The organism is Winogradskyella marincola, from assembly GCF_029624125.1.
In the GTDB taxonomy this organism is placed as follows: domain Bacteria; phylum Bacteroidota; class Bacteroidia; order Flavobacteriales; family Flavobacteriaceae; genus Winogradskyella; species Winogradskyella marincola.
Genome location: NZ_JARSBN010000001.1, coordinates 224668 through 241290, shown reverse-complemented (window position 1 = coordinate 241290; position 16623 = coordinate 224668). Strand labels below are relative to the sequence as shown.

At 32.9% G+C, this 16623-nt stretch carries 16 protein-coding genes and 5 tRNA genes; 20 read left to right on the top strand and 1 reads right to left on the bottom strand.

The features are described 5' to 3' along the window. Positions 1–23: 23 nt before the first annotated feature. From P7122_RS01170 to P7122_RS01160, 3 genes are all read left to right on the top strand, one after another. The gene (locus P7122_RS01170) at positions 24–518 is read left to right on the top strand and encodes a hypothetical protein (protein ID WP_278003946.1); all 495 of its coding nucleotides are present in this window, start codon (positions 24–26) and stop codon (positions 516–518) included. Between the two features lie 37 nt (positions 519–555). Next, on the top strand, positions 556–1395 hold the full coding sequence (locus P7122_RS01165; protein ID WP_278003945.1) for a glycerophosphodiester phosphodiesterase: 840 nt from the start codon (positions 556–558) through the stop codon (positions 1393–1395). A 155-nt stretch (positions 1396–1550) separates the two neighbouring features. Next, positions 1551–1982 (top strand): hypothetical protein, encoded by a 432-nt coding sequence (locus P7122_RS01160; protein WP_278003944.1) that lies wholly within the window; start codon positions 1551–1553, stop codon positions 1980–1982. 37 nt (positions 1983–2019) lie between these two features. Here P7122_RS01160 and P7122_RS01155 read toward each other — a convergent pair whose 3' ends face one another. Then, on the bottom strand, positions 2020–3303 hold the full coding sequence (locus tag P7122_RS01155; RefSeq protein WP_278003943.1) for an exo-beta-N-acetylmuramidase NamZ family protein: 1284 nt from the start codon (positions 3301–3303) through the stop codon (positions 2020–2022). 11 nt (positions 3304–3314) lie between these two features. Here P7122_RS01155 and P7122_RS01150 point away from each other — a divergent pair, with 11 nt between their 5' ends. The 17 genes from P7122_RS01150 to P7122_RS01070 all read left to right on the top strand — a co-directional run bounded on the left by P7122_RS01150 (position 3315) and on the right by P7122_RS01070 (position 16580). Next, entirely contained in the window at positions 3315–4547 is a 1233-nt protein-coding gene (locus P7122_RS01150; RefSeq protein WP_278003942.1) for an ABC transporter permease, read from the top strand. Between the two features lie 171 nt (positions 4548–4718). Then, positions 4719–5699 (top strand): PLP-dependent cysteine synthase family protein, encoded by a 981-nt coding sequence (locus tag P7122_RS01145; protein WP_278003941.1) that lies wholly within the window; start codon positions 4719–4721, stop codon positions 5697–5699. A gap of 99 nt (positions 5700–5798) precedes the next feature. Then, the gene (locus tag P7122_RS01140; protein WP_278003940.1) at positions 5799–6668 is read left to right on the top strand and encodes a T9SS type A sorting domain-containing protein; all 870 of its coding nucleotides are present in this window, start codon (positions 5799–5801) and stop codon (positions 6666–6668) included. Between the two features lie 28 nt (positions 6669–6696). Continuing rightward, entirely contained in the window at positions 6697–7968 is a 1272-nt protein-coding gene (locus P7122_RS01135) for a DUF2851 family protein (RefSeq protein WP_278003939.1), read from the top strand. 88 nt (positions 7969–8056) lie between these two features. Then, entirely contained in the window at positions 8057–8284 is a 228-nt protein-coding gene (locus P7122_RS01130) for a PspC domain-containing protein (RefSeq protein WP_278003938.1), read from the top strand. A gap of 5 nt (positions 8285–8289) precedes the next feature. Next, positions 8290–9321 (top strand): potassium channel family protein, encoded by a 1032-nt coding sequence (locus tag P7122_RS01125; protein WP_278003937.1) that lies wholly within the window; start codon positions 8290–8292, stop codon positions 9319–9321. An 88-nt stretch (positions 9322–9409) separates the two neighbouring features. Further along, complete coding sequence (locus tag P7122_RS01120) at positions 9410–11086, top strand: alanine/glycine:cation symporter family protein (protein ID WP_278003936.1); 1677 nt, start codon at positions 9410–9412, stop codon at positions 11084–11086. An 11-nt stretch (positions 11087–11097) separates the two neighbouring features. Beyond that, the gene (locus P7122_RS01115) at positions 11098–11979 is read left to right on the top strand and encodes a ComEA family DNA-binding protein (RefSeq protein ID WP_278003935.1); all 882 of its coding nucleotides are present in this window, start codon (positions 11098–11100) and stop codon (positions 11977–11979) included. 15 nt (positions 11980–11994) lie between these two features. Then, complete coding sequence (locus P7122_RS01110; RefSeq protein ID WP_278003934.1) at positions 11995–13161, top strand: acyl-CoA dehydrogenase family protein; 1167 nt, start codon at positions 11995–11997, stop codon at positions 13159–13161. Positions 13162–13270: 109 nt separating this feature from the next. Further along, positions 13271–14161 carry a tyrosine-type recombinase/integrase gene (locus tag P7122_RS01105; RefSeq protein ID WP_278003933.1) on the top strand — a complete coding sequence of 297 codons (891 nt, stop codon included), beginning with the start codon at positions 13271–13273 and terminating at the stop codon, positions 14159–14161. Positions 14162–14237: 76 nt separating this feature from the next. After that, positions 14238–14546, top strand: a complete 309-nt coding sequence (locus P7122_RS01100; RefSeq protein ID WP_278003932.1) for an HPF/RaiA family ribosome-associated protein — start codon at positions 14238–14240, stop codon at positions 14544–14546. A gap of 110 nt (positions 14547–14656) precedes the next feature. After that, positions 14657–14730: transfer RNA gene (locus tag P7122_RS01095), tRNA-Thr, on the top strand. A 55-nt stretch (positions 14731–14785) separates the two neighbouring features. After that, positions 14786–14868 (top strand) — tRNA-Tyr (locus P7122_RS01090). Positions 14869–14986: 118 nt separating this feature from the next. Next, positions 14987–15059, top strand: a tRNA-Gly gene (locus P7122_RS01085). Positions 15060–15115: 56 nt separating this feature from the next. After that, a tRNA-Thr gene (locus P7122_RS01080) sits at positions 15116–15187 on the top strand. Between the two features lie 69 nt (positions 15188–15256). Further along, a complete protein-coding gene (gene tuf, locus P7122_RS01075; RefSeq protein ID WP_278003931.1) occupies positions 15257–16444 on the top strand; it encodes an elongation factor Tu in 1188 nt (395 codons plus the stop codon). 63 nt (positions 16445–16507) lie between these two features. After that, positions 16508–16580 (top strand) — tRNA-Trp (locus P7122_RS01070). Positions 16581–16623 lie beyond the last annotated feature (43 nt).

Genomic DNA, 16623 nt, shown 5'->3' with positions numbered 1-16623 from the left:
AAAGAATGTAAAATATAAGTCAGTTGGTTGTAGATTTAAAGAAGAAACATTTAATCACTTTGGGATTGATTTTGCTTGGTGTAATTTTTTATATCAAACATTACAATATACTTGCCAACTCTGAAGTTGAAATTTACTTCAAAATACATAAGAACGAGAAAGAAATTTCATTTGATAAAACTGATATTATTCTTTTTAGAATTGAAAAACCATGGTATTATATGTGGATGACAATGCAAATGGCTGAAGTGAGACCTAATGAAGAAGGAATAGTTTCATTTAGATTAAGAAAATCTAAAAGTTATGAGATAGAGGTTTTAATTAATAATAAAGAAATTTCATGTGGTGGAATTTTTTTTGATGCAGATACTTTAAAACAAGGACAAACAGTATTTGTTCCGGTAGAATGCAAAGAAAAATACGATATTAGCAAGGGTAATTGGAATAATTTAGAAAGTTTTTCAAAAAATGACTCAGAATATGAGAAACCTCAAACATCCTCAACAAGTTTACACTGACAGCAAGTATTTATTTGTAATTTTAGTGACATTTCTAATGAGCTGCAATTCCGAAAAACAATTAGATATACAAGGACATAGAGGTTGTAGAGGTCTATACCCTGAAAATTCTTTGCCTGCATTTAATAAAGCGATTGAACTTGGTGTTACGACTTTAGAGTTAGATATAGCCATTACAAAAGATAAGGAAGTTGTAGTGTCTCACGAGCCTTTTATGAGCAGAACGATTTGTTTTAATCCTGAAGGAGAAGAGATTCCTGAAGAGATGGATATGAAACATAATCTTTATGAAATGACACATAGTGAGATTAAGCAATTTGATTGTGGTACAAAACTTCATCCTACATATCCAGACCAAAAGAAACTAAAAACCTACAAACCACTTCTGTCTGAAGTTTTTGAACTTGCAAAGACTAAAAATTCTGATATTAAATTCAATATCGAAATTAAATCTAAGCCTGAGTATTATGGCATTTATACACCACAGCCAGATGAATATGTAAAAATAGTCTTAGATGAAATTGAAGTAAGTGGACTTTTCTCTAATGTAAATTTGCAGTCATTTGATTTGGTAATTTTAGAAGAAATAAAGAAACAATCTCCAAATATGCCAGTTGCACTTTTGGTAGATGAAGATGAAACTATAGCAACAAAGCTTGAAAAACTATCTTATAAACCAGAAATAATAAGTCCATATTTTAGATTATTAACTTCAGAAATTATTAATGAGTATCATGCTCAAAATTATCTGATTATTCCTTGGACAGTCAATGAAGAGCAGGATATGTTTAAGATGCTAAGATGGAATGTCGATGGAATCATCACAGATTATCCAGACAGGCTTATAGAAATTCGTAGTCGAAAGATTTCATTATAATAGATGATGCAAAACAAACAGTTCCTCTGCTTTTTGTGCATTTTGTGGATGTTTTAGTTTGTAAATCAATTATCCGATTAAGTTTGTTAATGGATTAATTAATTAGAAATACTGTTGAGCTAAATAAACATAGTTTAATGTAAAGCTTTACTGTAGTGAAAAATTTAATCCGAATTCTCCTCATCGTTGTTCTCATTTTTTTATTGAGTTTTACGCTAAAGGCTCAAGAACTATACGCTAAATTAGAACCAAACAAAAATATTCAGGCAAAGGGATTAGTACATAAGTTGAATGAAACCAAAGACACATTAATCTTACAAAGCGATAAAAAGATAAATTATCTTTATTCTATTAATAAAGACTACGGAAGAGACTTTGATGTCTATGTAGATACCACATTTTATAAATTTCCATTAAACAAATTGCCTAAAGGTAAGCATGTGTTGGTAGCTGTTCAGTCTCCAAAACGCATCGTATTTGTGGTTAGAATCTTAAAAAAAATCCCAAAAGAAGATCCAATAAAATTACCCTCTAGCGTAATCGTTGCTACTGAATCTAAGAAAGTGGTGTCAACTGAGAATGATTAATCTTATTTGTCATTCCTGCGTAGGTAGGAGTCCATTTTTAATCATAGATTAAATATTTAACTCTAATTGCTTTAAAAGCCTCTAAATCATCTTTCCAAGTTGCCTTAATAGCTTCTTCGCTCATTCCAGACTCTATATGTTCTTGTAGTTTTTCCGTGCCAGCATGTTTGGTGAAATTTGCGGTATTAAACACTTTACTTTTGTCTGTAGCATTAGTGTAAGCATCAATCACATACTTTAATGTAAAATGCCTTTCAGCTTTAATTTCTGATAAATCTTCACCATAACACAGTACATCTTTGTGTTTAGGATATTTTGAGCCAAAGTTAGGTTGTGGAGTATATGTAAAGGTATAATGTGATGCGTCTAAGAAAGGAGCACCATAACGCTGAAACTGAAACTCAGTGCCACGGCCAGCATTGATGTTTGTACCTTCAAACAAACCTAAACTAGGATATAAAGTTATCGATTGGTCATTAGGTAAATTTGGAGAAGGTCTTATCGGTAAACTATAGGTGTTTTCATGGTTATAGTGTTGCATTTCAACAACAGTAATGTCGCATTTAGCGTTGTCTTTTAACCAACCTTCACCATTAATCATTTTAGCATATTCGCCAATCGTCATGCCGTGCACTAAAGGAATGGTATGCATGCCCAAAAAGCTACTGTGTTCTTTTTCTAATGTAGGGCCATCAATATAATTACCATTAGGATTAGGACGATCTAATATCAGAAGTTTTACATTATTTTCAACACAAGCTTCCATTACATAATGTAAGGTAGAGATGTAGGTATAAAAACGCACACCAACATCTTGAATATCAAAAATCATTATGTCTAAATCTTCAAGTTGCTCGGCTGTTGGTTTTTTGTGTTTCCCATGAAGTGAAAAAATCGGTAACTGTGTTTTTACATCTATACCATCTTTTACATTTTCACCAGCATCAGCAGTACCTCTAAAACCATGTTCTGGAGAAAAAACTTTTTTAATTTCGATATTTAATGCTAATAGAGAATCTACCAAATGAATATAGTCTGTCATCTCTTCTCCCTTCTCTCTTTTCTCGAGTCTAATATCTTTAGTCTCTTTAAAAATAACACTCGTCTGATTAGCAACAACACCAACACGTTTACCTTTTAATAATGGTAAGTAAACTTCAGTTCGGTTGGCGCCAACTACAATACTTTTGTCATCCTGAACTTGTTTCAGGATCTCATCGGTTTGTTCATTTTTTAAAGTTTCACTGCTACCTTTTCCTGCACAAGAAATCACTACCAAGACAAATAATAAAACTGTATTTTTGAAAACCTTAAAACGCATAAAAAGAAGATTTGAATTTAGAGTTGTTTATAGCTAAACGCATTATTGGCAATAAAGCGTATAAAAGTAGTGTTTCGGCACCAATAATTAAAATTGGCATTGCTGCAATTGCTATCGGTATTATAGTAATGCTTATTGCTATAGCAACAGGTTTAGGGCTTCAACAAAAAATTAGAGATAAGGTAGTTGCTTTTAATGGTCATATAGAAATTACAAATTACGATACCAATGCATCTGACGAATCTCAGGTGCCTATTTTAAGAGATCAAGATTTTTATCCAAAGTTTAATGCGGTTGAAGAGGTAACACACATACAAGGTGTTGCTACAAAATTTGCAGTAATTAGAACTGAAACTGATTTTGAAGGTGTCGTTATAAAAGGCGTAGGAGCCGATTATAAATGGGATTACTTTAAAGAGTTTTTAGTAGATGGTCGATTACCAGATTTTTCAGGAAAGCGTAATGAGGAAATTTTAATATCAAGCTATTTAGCCAATCGATTAGGTTTTAAAGTCGGAGATAAATTTCAAACCTTGTTTGGTGAAAACCTTAATAAAATGCCTCGTATTATTAATTACGAAATAGTTGGTATTTATAATTCAGGCTTTCAAGAATTAGATGAAAAATTCTGCATTGCAGATTTGCGTCATATTCAGCGTTTAAATAAATGGGAAGCCAATCAAATTGGAAGTTTTGAGGTGTTTATAGATGACTTTTCTGATATAGACGAAACGTATGAGAATGTTTTTAAAGCCATTCCGTCCATGCTCAATGCAACACCAGTTAACAAAAAATATTATACCGTTTTTGAATGGATAAAAATCTTTGAGGCTAATATCAATATCATCATTATCATTATGATTATTGTAGCAGGTATTAATATGATTACAACATTGCTCGTATTAATATTAGAGCGTACCAACATGATTGGGATTCTAAAAGCTTTAGGAAGTTCTAATTGGTCTGTAAGAAAGGTGTTTTTGTATAATGCGTCTTACCTTATTGGTTTAGGTTTGCTTTGGGGAAATTTAATAGGATTAGGACTATTGTTTGCTCAAAAATATTTTAAATTATTTCCGTTAAATCCAGATACATATTATGTTAGTGAAGCACCAGTATACTTACATTGGGATTATATATTAATACTAAACGTTGGTACTTTCGTTGCGTGTCTTCTTATGCTTTTAATTCCTTCAGTAATCATTTCTAGAATTTCGCCTGTTAAAGCGATTCGTTTTGAATAAAAAAACGTGAGTCTATAACTTTTAGCAGCTGGATTGTTTTTTTACTTCAATTATCACTTCGTTATAAACTAAGGGCTAAAAGCTAATAGCCAAAAGCCAATTAAAAACATAACCAACTTTTAACTTTCTACTTGTTAGTTTATACTTAAATTTGCTACGCAAATTGATTTTATGGAATACGCAGAAAATATATTAGGAACAATAGGTAATACACCATTGGTGAAGATGAATAAGTTGGTAGAAGATTTACCATGCTTGGTTTTAGCAAAATACGAAACCTTTAACCCAGGAAATTCGGTTAAAGATCGTATGGCATTAAAAATGATTGAAGATGCAGAAGCTGATGGACGTCTAAAACCTGGTGGAACAATCATTGAAGGAACTTCTGGAAATACAGGAATGGGCTTAGCGCTTGCAGCAGCGATAAAAGGTTATAAGTGTATTTTTGTAATGGCAGATAAACAGTCTAAAGAAAAAGTAGATATTCTTAAAGCTGTTGGTGCTGAGGTTATTGTTTGTCCTACGGCTGTAGAGCCAGAAGATCCACGAAGTTACTATTCTGTTTCTAAACGATTAGGAGAGGAGATACCAAACTCTTGGTATGTTAATCAATATGATAATCCAAGTAATGCAAAGGCTCATTACGAATCTACAGGACCTGAAATTTGGAAACAAACTAATGGCAAAATCACGCATTTTGTGGTTGGTGTTGGTACAGGAGGAACTATTTCTGGTGTAGGTAAATATCTAAAAGAACAAAATCCTAATATTAAAGTTTGGGGTGTAGATACCTATGGTTCGGTATTTAAAAAATATCATGAAACAGGTGTTTTTGATGAAAATGAAATCTATCCTTACGTAACAGAAGGTATTGGCGAAGATATATTACCTGCCAATGTAGATTTTAGTATTATTGATGGTTTTACTAAAGTAACAGATAAAGATTCTTGTGTTTATACGCAACGATTGGCAAAAGAAGAAGGCATGTTTTTAGGTAATTCTGCAGGTGCAGCTATAAAAGGTGTACTTCAATTAAAAGAGCATTTTAAACCTGAAGATGTTGTGGTGGTATTGTATCACGATCATGGTAGTCGTTATGTTGGTAAAATGTTTAATGACGATTGGATGCGTGAAAAGGGTTATATAGAATAAACAAATTCCTGTGTAGACAGGAATCTAAATTAATTCATATAAAATCCTGAGTTATACTCAGGATTTTTTTATTAACTTTATCAGTGTAAATTGCTTTATATGAGGTGTTTGTGCTCTTTTTTAATATTTCTATGTGTCTGTGCCAATGGATATTCTCAAAATAGCTCTATTCAAGTTGAGTTGGTAGATAATACTGTTGGAGTTTCTGATGGTGGTTGTAATTCTTGTGGTGTAAGTGTGTCTAATGACGACGGTTTAAATCAAATATTTGCCAACTATAATCTTTTTGGATATGATTATATGGAACCAGATACTTATCTAGGCGAAAATGGTGCAGGCTATTTTTATAAGATTTATTGTTCAAGTAACGATGTTGAAAGCTTATTGACAGATTTAAGTGCTTATAATACCGTTATTAAATATGCTGCGGAAGAAACTGTATATGGAGTATCGGTTAATGTTCTTAATCTAAATTTAATCGATTCTAATACAGGAGTGCAGACTGGCACCACGACAGAAGGTTTAATTGTAACTAACGATGCTGGACTAAATCAAATTTTTGTAGATTTTAATGTTAGAAAATATATAGAATATCCTGAACCTAATACTAATCAATATACTTTGGTGTGCGACTGTGATGCACAGCTATTAAAAAATGAGTTAAATGATTACAGCTCTGTTATCAGCTTTGTCTCAGATGTTAATTATATGATGTTACTCTCTGTAGATGAGAATACCAAAACAAATATAAATATTCACCCAAATCCATTTAAAGACAAAATTTCAATAGAAATTAATAAACCAATAGAGTCTATTGAGATTTATGATATTTTAGGAAAATCAATTAATAAATCAAGCTCTGTATCTGAGACAGAAAATTATTCTTCAACATTAAAATCTGGTGTGTATCTTTTAAAGATTACAACTAAAGATGGGAATACAATGACCAAAAAACTAATAAAGTCTTAAATTAAAATGTTTTTTCTATTTTCGGTAAATGCAAGAAGACTTTCTTCATTACGTCTGGAAACACAAAGCTTTTTCTTCAACATCGCTTAAAACTGAGAGTGGTGAATCTATTGTTATCTTAAAACTTGGTGAGCATAATCATAATTCAGGACCAGATTTTTTTAATGCTCAGTTAAATATAGATGGTCAATTATGGGCTGGTAATGTTGAAATTCATATAAAATCGTCCGATTGGTATGTGCATAATCATGAAAAAGATAAAGCTTACGACAATGTAATTTTGCACGTCGTTTGGGAACACGATACAGAAGTGTTTAGAAGTAATAATACAGTAATTCCCACTTTAGAACTCAAGCAATTTGTAGATGCAAATCTTATAAGTAATTACAAAACATTATTGCAGTCTAAATCCTGGATTAATTGCGAAACACATTATCCAGAAGTCGATGATTTTATTTTAAATAATTGGATAGAGCGTCTGTATATTGAGCGTTTAGAAAGAAAATCTAACGATATTTTAAAGTTATTGAAAGCGTCTAAAAACGATTGGGAAGCAGTTCTGTTCAAAATGCTTTTAAAAAACTTTGGGCTCAAGGTAAATGGAGAAGCTTTTTTTAGTCTTGCAAACTCTGTTGACTACACTATAGTCAGAAAACTTCAGAATAATATACTAGATTTAGAAGCTTTACTTTTTGGTCAAGCAAGTTTGTTAGAGGATGATATTCAAGAGTTATATTTTTTAGATTTAAAAGAGCGTTATCAGTTTTTGGTTCAAAAATTTCAATTAAGTAATCAAGGTGTTTTACCATTGCAATTCTTCAGATTACGACCTCCAAATTTTCCAACCATTCGTTTATCTCAATTCGCAAATCTTTACACGACGGAGCAACAGCTGTTCTCTAAGGTATTAGATCTAAAAACTAAAGATGAATTTTATGAGCTGTTCAGTAAAGGTGTTAGTAGTTTTTGGATGACACATTACACATTTAGTAAGCAGTCAAAGAGTTTTAAAAAAAGAATAACAAAATCTTTTATAGATTTACTACTAATCAATACCGTAATTCCTTTAAAGTTCAGTTATGCTAAATACCTTGGAAATAATATCAACGAAGAGATTTTTGATTTACTAAGTGAACTTAAGCAAGAGAACAATAGTATAGTAAATAAATATATGGAGCTTAAATCCATAAAAAAGAATGCTTTAAGTTCTCAGGGATTGCTTCAATTAAAACAGTACTATTGTGATAGCAATAAATGCTTACAGTGTGCTATAGGAAATAGTTTAATCATTAAAAATTAACTACATTGCGATTGTGAAATTTGCCACGTATTGCTAGCATTTTTATATGGTAAATTCATTATAATTTAAAAATTGTATCTGTTTGCAGATGAATTTATTCTACAAATTATTACACTATTTTCAGAAACGAGGCTATTATGTTTGTCAGCGTATTGCAGACCGTTTGGGTATAAGAGCAAAGATTGTAAGAACATCATTTATGTATCTCACTTTTGTAACTGTAGGTTTTGGATTTGCCCTATATCTGTTTTTAGCCTTTTGGATGCGAATAAAAGATATAATTTACACTAAGCGCACATCTGTATTCGATTTGTAATAACTATGGATAATCCACTTTTAAGACTCTATAGATCTAAAATTTACACAGCAATCATGATGCTTGTGTTATTAATGGTTATGGGTGTTTTGGGGTATAGATTCATTTCAAGTTATCCATGGATTGATGCAGTTTATTTTACAGTTATAACCATAACTACTGTTGGTTTTGAAGTTCCTTATCCATTAGATACAGAGTCAAAAATATTTACAATATGCCTTATTTTAGCAAGTGTTGTTATAGTAGGTTATGCTATATCTATAATTACAGAATATATTTTGAGTAGAAATAATTTTGAAGACATAAAACAACGTAAAATGCAAAAGGAGATCGAAGCCATGTCTAACCATATAATTATTTGTGGATTTGGGCGTAACGGAAAGCAAGCGGCAAAGAAATTACAGGATTACGGAAAGCCTTATGTGATTATTGAACGAGATAAAGATATAATAGAGCGTTTGCAAGAAGATGGATTGGCATATGTGTTTGGTGATGCCAATGAAGACGAAACATTAATACAAGCAGGTATAGAACGTGCAAGTACTTTAATAACAGCATTACCAAGTGATGCAGACAACTTGTTTGTGGTGCTTTCCGCCAGACAAATAAATAATGAGCTTTGCATTATAAGCAGAGCATCTCAAGAAACGTCATACAATAAATTAAAATTAGCAGGCGCTAACAATGTTATTCTACCAGATAAAATAGGTGGAGATCATATGGCATCTTTGGTAGTAATTCCAGATTTGGTAGAGTTTATAGATAACCTAGGTATTGTTGGAGAACGCAATATTAATATCGAAGAAATTAAAGTAGAGTTACTTTACGACATCACTCATATAAAAACAATAAGAGACCTAGATTTAAGAAAAAAAACAGGATGTACAGTTATAGGATTCAAGGATGAAAATGGAGAGTACATTGTTAACCCAGAAGCAGATACTAGATTAGTTTCTGGATCAAAAATTATAGTTTTAGGTCGTCCTGAGCAAATAGAAAGACTTAATTCTAAATATAACATAGAGCAAGAAGGATAGCCTTTTTAACGTCACTAGCTTTAAAAACTCATTTTTTTTTAGCATATTGTCAACTTTTAATAACAAAAACTAACTAATTACTACACTCATGAAGAAATATCTTCTGTCTTATTTTACATTTTTATTACCCTTTTTTAATTATGCTTTAGAAGCAGAAAAGGGTATAGATGAGCAAATAAATGATGCTTTTATGCCATTTGCAGAATGGTGGGAAGGTTTAATATTAACTTCAGTTCCTATTGCAGGACTAGATGTGCCAATTGTGGTAATTCTATTAGTATTTGGTGCTACTTTTTTTACAATTTATTTTAAAGTACCAAGCATTATGCGTTTTCCAACAGCAATTAATACTGTAAGAGGAAAATATGTAGATATAGAAAAGCATGGTGTAGATAAATTATATGACAATGATGAGCCATTGGCAGAAGAAGATATCCAAGATACCATAAGAGACGAAAGTGCTGCAGGTGAAGTTTCGCATTTTCAAGCTTTAGCAACTGCCGTTTCTGGAACTGTAGGTTTAGGTAATATTGCAGGTGTAGCTGTGGCTATAGCAATGGGGGGTCCTGGTGCTACGTTTTGGATGATTGTATGTGGTCTGCTAGGTATGGCAACAAAATTTGTAGAATGTACACTTGGTGTTAAATACAGAGATGTTGGTGAAGATGGTACAATCTATGGAGGGCCAATGTACTACTTATCAAAAGGACTTAAAGCAACAGGTAAAGCTGGCTTAGGAAAAATACTAGCAGGTTTGTTCGCAATTTTGTGTGTTGGAGCATCATTTGGTGGTGGTAATGCATTTCAATCTAACCAAGCAACTGTACAGTTGTCTTCTTTAATGGGACTAGAAGGCGGAAGCTCTGGTTTTATTATAGGAATTGTTTTAGCTGTTTTAGTAGGTATTGTAATTATAGGTGGTATAAAGCGTATAGCAAAGATTACTGAAAAAATAGTACCATTTATGGCAGGTATTTATGTTTTAGCGTCTCTGATAATCATTTTCGCAAACATAAGTTATATAGACGACGCGTTTGGGTTAATATTTAAAGGAGCATTTACACCTATGGCAGGTTTAGGTGGTTTTATAGGAGTGCTTATTGTAGGATTCCAAAGAGCTGCGTTTTCTAATGAAGCTGGTGCTGGTTCTGCTGCAATTGCCCACTCTGCAGTAAAGACAAAATATCCTGCATCAGAAGGTGTGGTTGCATTATTAGAGCCTTTTATAGACACAGTAGTAATATGTACTATGACTGCTTTAGTTATCATTTTCTTTAATATAGATGGCGCTAACATGCAAAGTGTTTTTGAGTACGGAGCCGTAGAAGGAAGTAATGTTATGATTACTGCAACACAACAAAAAATAGGTGGAGTAGATTTAACTTCTGAAGCTTTCGATTCTGTAATTCCAGGATTTTCATATGTGCTTACTATTGCAATTGTATTATTTGCATTTTCAACAATGATTTCATGGTCTTACTATGGTTTACAATCATGGAAGTACCTTTTCGGTAGAGGTAGAACAGCAGACTTAACATATAAGGTTTTATTTTTACTATTTGTTATTATTGGTGCAGCAGCAACTTTAGATGCGGTAATAAAATTCTCTGATGCTATGATCTTAGCATTGGTATTTCCAAATATGATTGGTTTATTATTACTGTTCCCAAAAGTTAGACAAGAAATGACTCGTTATATGGGCGCCATTAATAAAAAAGCTGAAGCACTAGAAGAAGGACACGAAGATTTATCTAAGCATATGTAATTAGATATAACATGAAAAATATAAAATCCCATTTCCAGTTTTCTAATCAACAACGGAATGGGATTTTTTTATTAGTGATAGTTATAATTGCATTGCAGTGCATCTATGCCTTTGTTGATTTTTCAGGTGGTATTCCTTCAAAAGAAAACAATGAAATCAATGCTTTTAAAAAAGAATTAGATTCACTTCGTTTGGTGGAGATAGAAAATAGTAAACCAAAAATTTATCCTTTCAACCCAAATTACATAACAGATTACAAAGGTTATACACTAGGTATGACTATTGAGGAAATAGATAGACTTCATCAATTTAGAGCACGGAATCAATGGGTTAATTCGGCAAAACAATTTCAAGACGTTACAAGGGTTTCAGATTCATTACTCAATAGGATATCTCCTTATTTTAAATTTCCAGAATGGGTCACTAACCCAAAACCAAAATCAAATAACAATAGCAATTTCTTCTCGAGTAGTGCTAAACCGAAAACTTTTGATCAAAAAATAGATTTAAACAAAGCGACAGCTAGTCAACTTCAAAAAGTCTATGGTGTAGGAGAAAAATTGTCCGAGCGCATCATAAAGTACAGAGAAAAGTATGGAGGTTTTGTAGCAGATGTAGAACTGACAGAGGTTTATGGATTAATGCCAGAAGTTATAGAGAGAATTAAAAACGATTTTACGGTAAAAAATCCAAGAGTCATTAAGACATATAATATCAATACTGCTACTAGAGATCAGCTTGTGCTTATTAAGTATATAGATTACGAAGTAGCAAAAAATATTATTGAAGAACGAACACTGAGAGATGGTTTTAACTCTTTTGAAGAATTAACAAAAATTGAAGATTTTCCTGTTAAAAAATTAGAGATAATTAAATTATATTTGCGATTATAAAGAAAACCATAATCTATGTCAAATATATATTTCACAGAAGAACATAATTTATTTAGAGAAAGTCTAAGAGACTTCCTACAAAAAGAAGTAGTACCTCATATTGAAAAATGGGAGCAAACAGGCTCTATAGAGCGCTTCATTTGGAAAAAGTTTGGCGATATGGGTTATTTCGGTTTGGCCTATCCAGAAAAATATGGTGGATTAGATCTAGATTTATTTTATACCGTAATTCTTTTAGAAGAATTACAACGAATCAATTCTGGTGGATTTGCTGCTGCAATTTGGGCGCATACTTATTTAGCAATGACACATCTCAATAAAGAAGGTGATGATGCTATAAAATCAAAATATCTAGCAGATAGCATTTCTGGAGATAAAATAGGTTGTCTATGTGTTACTGAACCATTTGGTGGAAGTGATGTGGCAGGTATGAGAACTACAGCAGTAAAAGAAGGAGATTATTATATTTTAAACGGATCTAAAACTTTTATAACCAATGGAGTTTATAGTGACTACATGGTAGTTGCGGCAAAAACGAATCCAGAGCTAGGTAACAAAGGTATCAGCATGTTTGTTATAGATAGCAATGCAGAGGGTGTTTCGGCAACTAAATTAGACAAGTTAGGTTGGAGAGCATCAGATACAGGAGAGATCGCTTTTGATAACGTAAAAGTGCCTGCTAATCAATTAATGGGAGAAGAAGGAAAAGGGTTTGCATACATTATGCAGCATTTTGCTTTAGAAAGGCTCATTATGGGAATAAATGCGCATGCTAGAGCAGAATATGCCTTAGAGTACACGTTACAATACATGTCTGAAAGAACAACTTTTGGAAATTCTTTAGATAAATATCAGGCTTTGCGCCATAGATATGTTGATATGCATGCAGATATGCAATTGTGTAAACATTACAATTATATGGTGGCAGATCGTTTAAATAAAGGCGAATATGTTGTAGAAGAAGCAACAATCTCTAAATTAAAGTCAACCAAAATGGCAGATGAAGTGGCTTATAACTGTCTTCAGTTTTTAGGAGGTTATGGTTATATGGAAGAATATCCATTAGCAAGAATCTTTAGAGATAGCCGATTAGGACCTATTGGTGGGGGTACATCAGAAATCCTAAAAGAAATTTTATCTAAAATTATTATCGATAAAAAGTCATACAAGCCAGCAACTTAAAACTTAGGTTTAAACAATAAAGAAAATCCTGCTACAAGCAGGATTTTTTTGTTTACAAACACTTTAAGCGAAGTAAAAAAAACTATATTTAAAATTCTAGAAAAAAGAAATGAGTCTAAAAGCATTTTCAGAATATTTAGCATTAGAAAAGAATTACTCTAAGCATACCGTGTTGGCATACCTTAGAGACTTAGAAGTGTTTCAAGAGTTTTTAGATAAAAATCACGATTCAGAGCCCATTAAAAAAGTAGATTATTCAGAAATAAGACAATGGATTGTTGAGTTGGTTAACAGTGGTATTTCAAATAGAACGATTAATAGAAAAGTTTCTTCACTTAATTCCTATTACAAATTCTTACAAAAGAGCCAGCAATTAGAGTCTAATCCATTAAGAAAGCATAAAGCTCTAAAGGTAGGTAAGAAGGTGCAGTTGCCTTTTTCTGAAGAAGAGTTAAGACAGGTATTAGAAGAGTCAATAGAAGTAGTCGATTTTGAAACAGCAAGAGATAAACTAATTATAGAGCTGTTTTATGCTACAGGTATAAGAAGAATCGAGTTGGTCAATATGAAAATATCCGATGTAGACATTGGTAAAAAACAAATAAAGGTTTTAGGTAAGCGAAATAAAGAACGCTACATGCCATTATTAAGTTCGTTAGCGAACTCTTTTGATAAATATTTATATTACAGAAACACCTTACCAAAAGTAGAACAAGAAGATTTTTTATTTTTAACAAAAAAGGGAGTTAAGATTTACGAAATGCTTGTTTATAGAATAATAAATAAGTACTTTAGTATAGCTTCCTCAAAAGCTAAATGTAGTCCACATGTATTAAGGCACTCATTTGCAACACATTTATTAAATGGAGGAGCAGACTTAAATGCAGTAAAAGAACTTCTTGGTCATACCAGTTTAGCGGCAACTCAGGTTTACACACATAGTAGTATATCAGAATTAAAAAAAGTGTACGCTAAATCTCATCCAAGAAATAAGCGTTAAGAATAGAACTTAACACCAAAGAAAGTATTGAAAAAATATGCTTTTCAATACAAATGTTTAACCTAAAAAGTAGTGTATGAAAGTAAACACCCAATCCGTTAATTTCACAGCAGACAAAAAGTTGATTGATTTCATTCAGAAGAGAATGGATAAGCTAGATTTATTTTATGATAAGATAATTCAGTCAGATGTTTATTTAAAAGTTGAAAATACCAGTGATAAAGAAAATAAAGTTTTTGAAGCTAAGGTAAGTGTTCCAGGAGATAGTTTTATAGTAAAAAAGCAGTGTAAAACCTTTGAAGAAGGGGCAGATATTGCGATTGCCTCATTAGAAAGACAAATAAAAAAGCGCAAGCAAAAATTAAGAGCTAGAACAAAAGTGTAATTTTTTTTCAAAAATGTTTTGATTAAAAAAATAAAATTATACATTTGCAGTCCGTTAGAAATAGCGGACTTTTTTTAAGCGGTAAAATGTGTAAGAAAAGAGGTTGAAAAGCCGATGTAGCTCAGCTGGCTAGAGCAGCTGATTTGTAATCAGCAGGTCGTGGGTTCGAGTCCCTCCATCGGCTCAAAAAACACTAAGGATTTAAGTGTTTTGTTTGAAATATTGAAAATTTAAATTTTGGGGAGATTCCAGAGCGGCCAAATGGGACGGACTGTAACTCCGTTGTCTTTCGACTTCGCAGGTTCGAATCCTGCTCTCCCCACAAAAAATTTCTACAAGGTAGAGATTGTTTTTTTTTTTTTAGATTAACGTCTTTTGTTTAAGTCTAGAAAAATTTTGAAATATTGAAAACCTTTAATTAAGGAAACTTAATTATAAAAGCGGGAGTAGCTCAGTTGGTAGAGCGTCAGCCTTCCAAGCTGAATGTCGCCGGTTCGAACCCGGTCTCCCGCTCAAAAAAAAAGCCTGCGAAGGCAGGTGTCTCGTGTTAGGGATACTAAATACTTTACGCCGGTGTAGCTCAGGGGTAGAGCGTTTCCTTGGTAAGGAAGAGGTCACGAGTTCAAATCTCGTCATTGGCTCTTTTTTCTAAGAGAAACTTAGAATAGCAATTGAACACTAATATTAAATTAAGATTAAATAAATTAAACATGGCAAAGGCAACTTTCGATCGTTCAAAACCACACTTAAATATAGGTACTATTGGACACGTAGATCACGGTAAAACAACTTTAACTGCTGCTATTACTAAAGTATTAGCTGATGCAGGTTTATCTGAAGCAAGAGCATTCGATCAAATCGATAATGCACCAGAAGAAAAAGAAAGAGGTATTACAATTAATACTTCTCACGTTGAATATCAAACAGCAAATCGTCACTATGCTCACGTTGACTGTCCAGGTCACGCGGATTACGTAAAGAACATGGTAACTGGTGCTGCTCAAATGGATGGTGCTATTTTAGTTGTTGCTGCAACAGATGGTCCAATGCCACAAACTCGTGAGCATATCTTACTTGGTCGTCAGGTAGGTATTCCTCGTATCGTAGTATTCATGAACAAAGTGGATATGGTTGATGATGAAGAGTTGTTAGAATTAGTAGAAATGGAAATCAGAGATTTATTATCTTTCTATGAGTATGATGGAGATAATGGTCCTGTAATCGCTGGTTCTGCTTTAGGTGCATTAAACGGTGAGCAAAAATGGGTTGATACAGTTATGGAGCTTATGGAAGCTTGTGATAACTGGATCGAAGAGCCAATCCGTGATATGGATAAGCCTTTCTTAATGCCAATCGAAGATGTATTCTCAATTACAGGTCGTGGTACTGTAGCAACTGGTCGTATTGAGACTGGTGTTGCAAACACAGGAGATCCTGTTGAGATTATCGGTATGGGTGCAGAAAAATTAACTTCTACTATTACTGGTATCGAAATGTTCCGTCAAATATTAGATAGAGGTGAAGCTGGTGATAACGCTGGTATCTTATTAAGAGGTATTGAGAAAACTCAAATCTCTAGAGGTATGGTAATCGTTAAGCCTGGTTCTGTAACGCCACACCAAAAATTCAAAGCTGAGGTTTATATCCTTAAAAAAGAAGAAGGTGGACGTCACACACCATTCCATAATAACTACCGTCCACAGTTCTACGTGCGTACAACTGACGTAACTGGAAACATTTCTCTTCCAGATGGTGTTGAGATGGTAATGCCTGGTGATAACTTAACAATCACTGTTGAGTTAATCCAACCAATTGCAATGAACGTAGGTTTACGTTTCGCTATCCGTGAAGGTGGTAGAACAGTTGGTGCTGGTCAGGTAACTGAAATTTTAGACTAAACAAAATAGTTTTATAAAGTAATTAAGGTGTCCTGATATTTCAGGATGCCTTGATTATTGTTTACGGGTTTAGCTCAGTTGGTAGAGCACTGGTCTCCAAAACCAGGTGTCGGGAGTTCGAGTCTCTCAACCCGTGCAAAATTAGATAACAGGTTGTTAAAACCTTTAAATAATAAACA

Bases quoted from the DNA above. Each gene is read 5' to 3' on its own strand.
- P7122_RS01165 (WP_278003945.1), top strand. From the start codon at position 556: ATGAGCTGCAATTCCGAAAAACAATTAGATATACAAGGACATAGAGGT.
- P7122_RS01155 (WP_278003943.1), bottom strand. From the start codon at position 3,303: ATGCGTTTTAAGGTTTTCAAAAATACAGTTTTATTATTTGTCTTGGTA.
- P7122_RS01145 (WP_278003941.1), top strand. From the start codon at position 4,719: ATGGAATACGCAGAAAATATATTAGGAACAATAGGTAATACACCATTG.
- P7122_RS01140 (WP_278003940.1), top strand. From the start codon at position 5,799: ATGAGGTGTTTGTGCTCTTTTTTAATATTTCTATGTGTCTGTGCCAAT.
- P7122_RS01135 (WP_278003939.1), top strand. From the start codon at position 6,697: ATGCAAGAAGACTTTCTTCATTACGTCTGGAAACACAAAGCTTTTTCT.
- P7122_RS01130 (WP_278003938.1), top strand. From the start codon at position 8,057: ATGAATTTATTCTACAAATTATTACACTATTTTCAGAAACGAGGCTAT.
- P7122_RS01125 (WP_278003937.1), top strand. From the start codon at position 8,290: ATGGATAATCCACTTTTAAGACTCTATAGATCTAAAATTTACACAGCA.
- P7122_RS01120 (WP_278003936.1), top strand. From the start codon at position 9,410: ATGAAGAAATATCTTCTGTCTTATTTTACATTTTTATTACCCTTTTTT.
- P7122_RS01115 (WP_278003935.1), top strand. From the start codon at position 11,098: ATGAAAAATATAAAATCCCATTTCCAGTTTTCTAATCAACAACGGAAT.
- P7122_RS01110 (WP_278003934.1), top strand. From the start codon at position 11,995: ATGTCAAATATATATTTCACAGAAGAACATAATTTATTTAGAGAAAGT.
- P7122_RS01105 (WP_278003933.1), top strand. From the start codon at position 13,271: ATGAGTCTAAAAGCATTTTCAGAATATTTAGCATTAGAAAAGAATTAC.
- P7122_RS01100 (WP_278003932.1), top strand. From the start codon at position 14,238: ATGAAAGTAAACACCCAATCCGTTAATTTCACAGCAGACAAAAAGTTG.
- tuf (WP_278003931.1), top strand. From the start codon at position 15,257: ATGGCAAAGGCAACTTTCGATCGTTCAAAACCACACTTAAATATAGGT.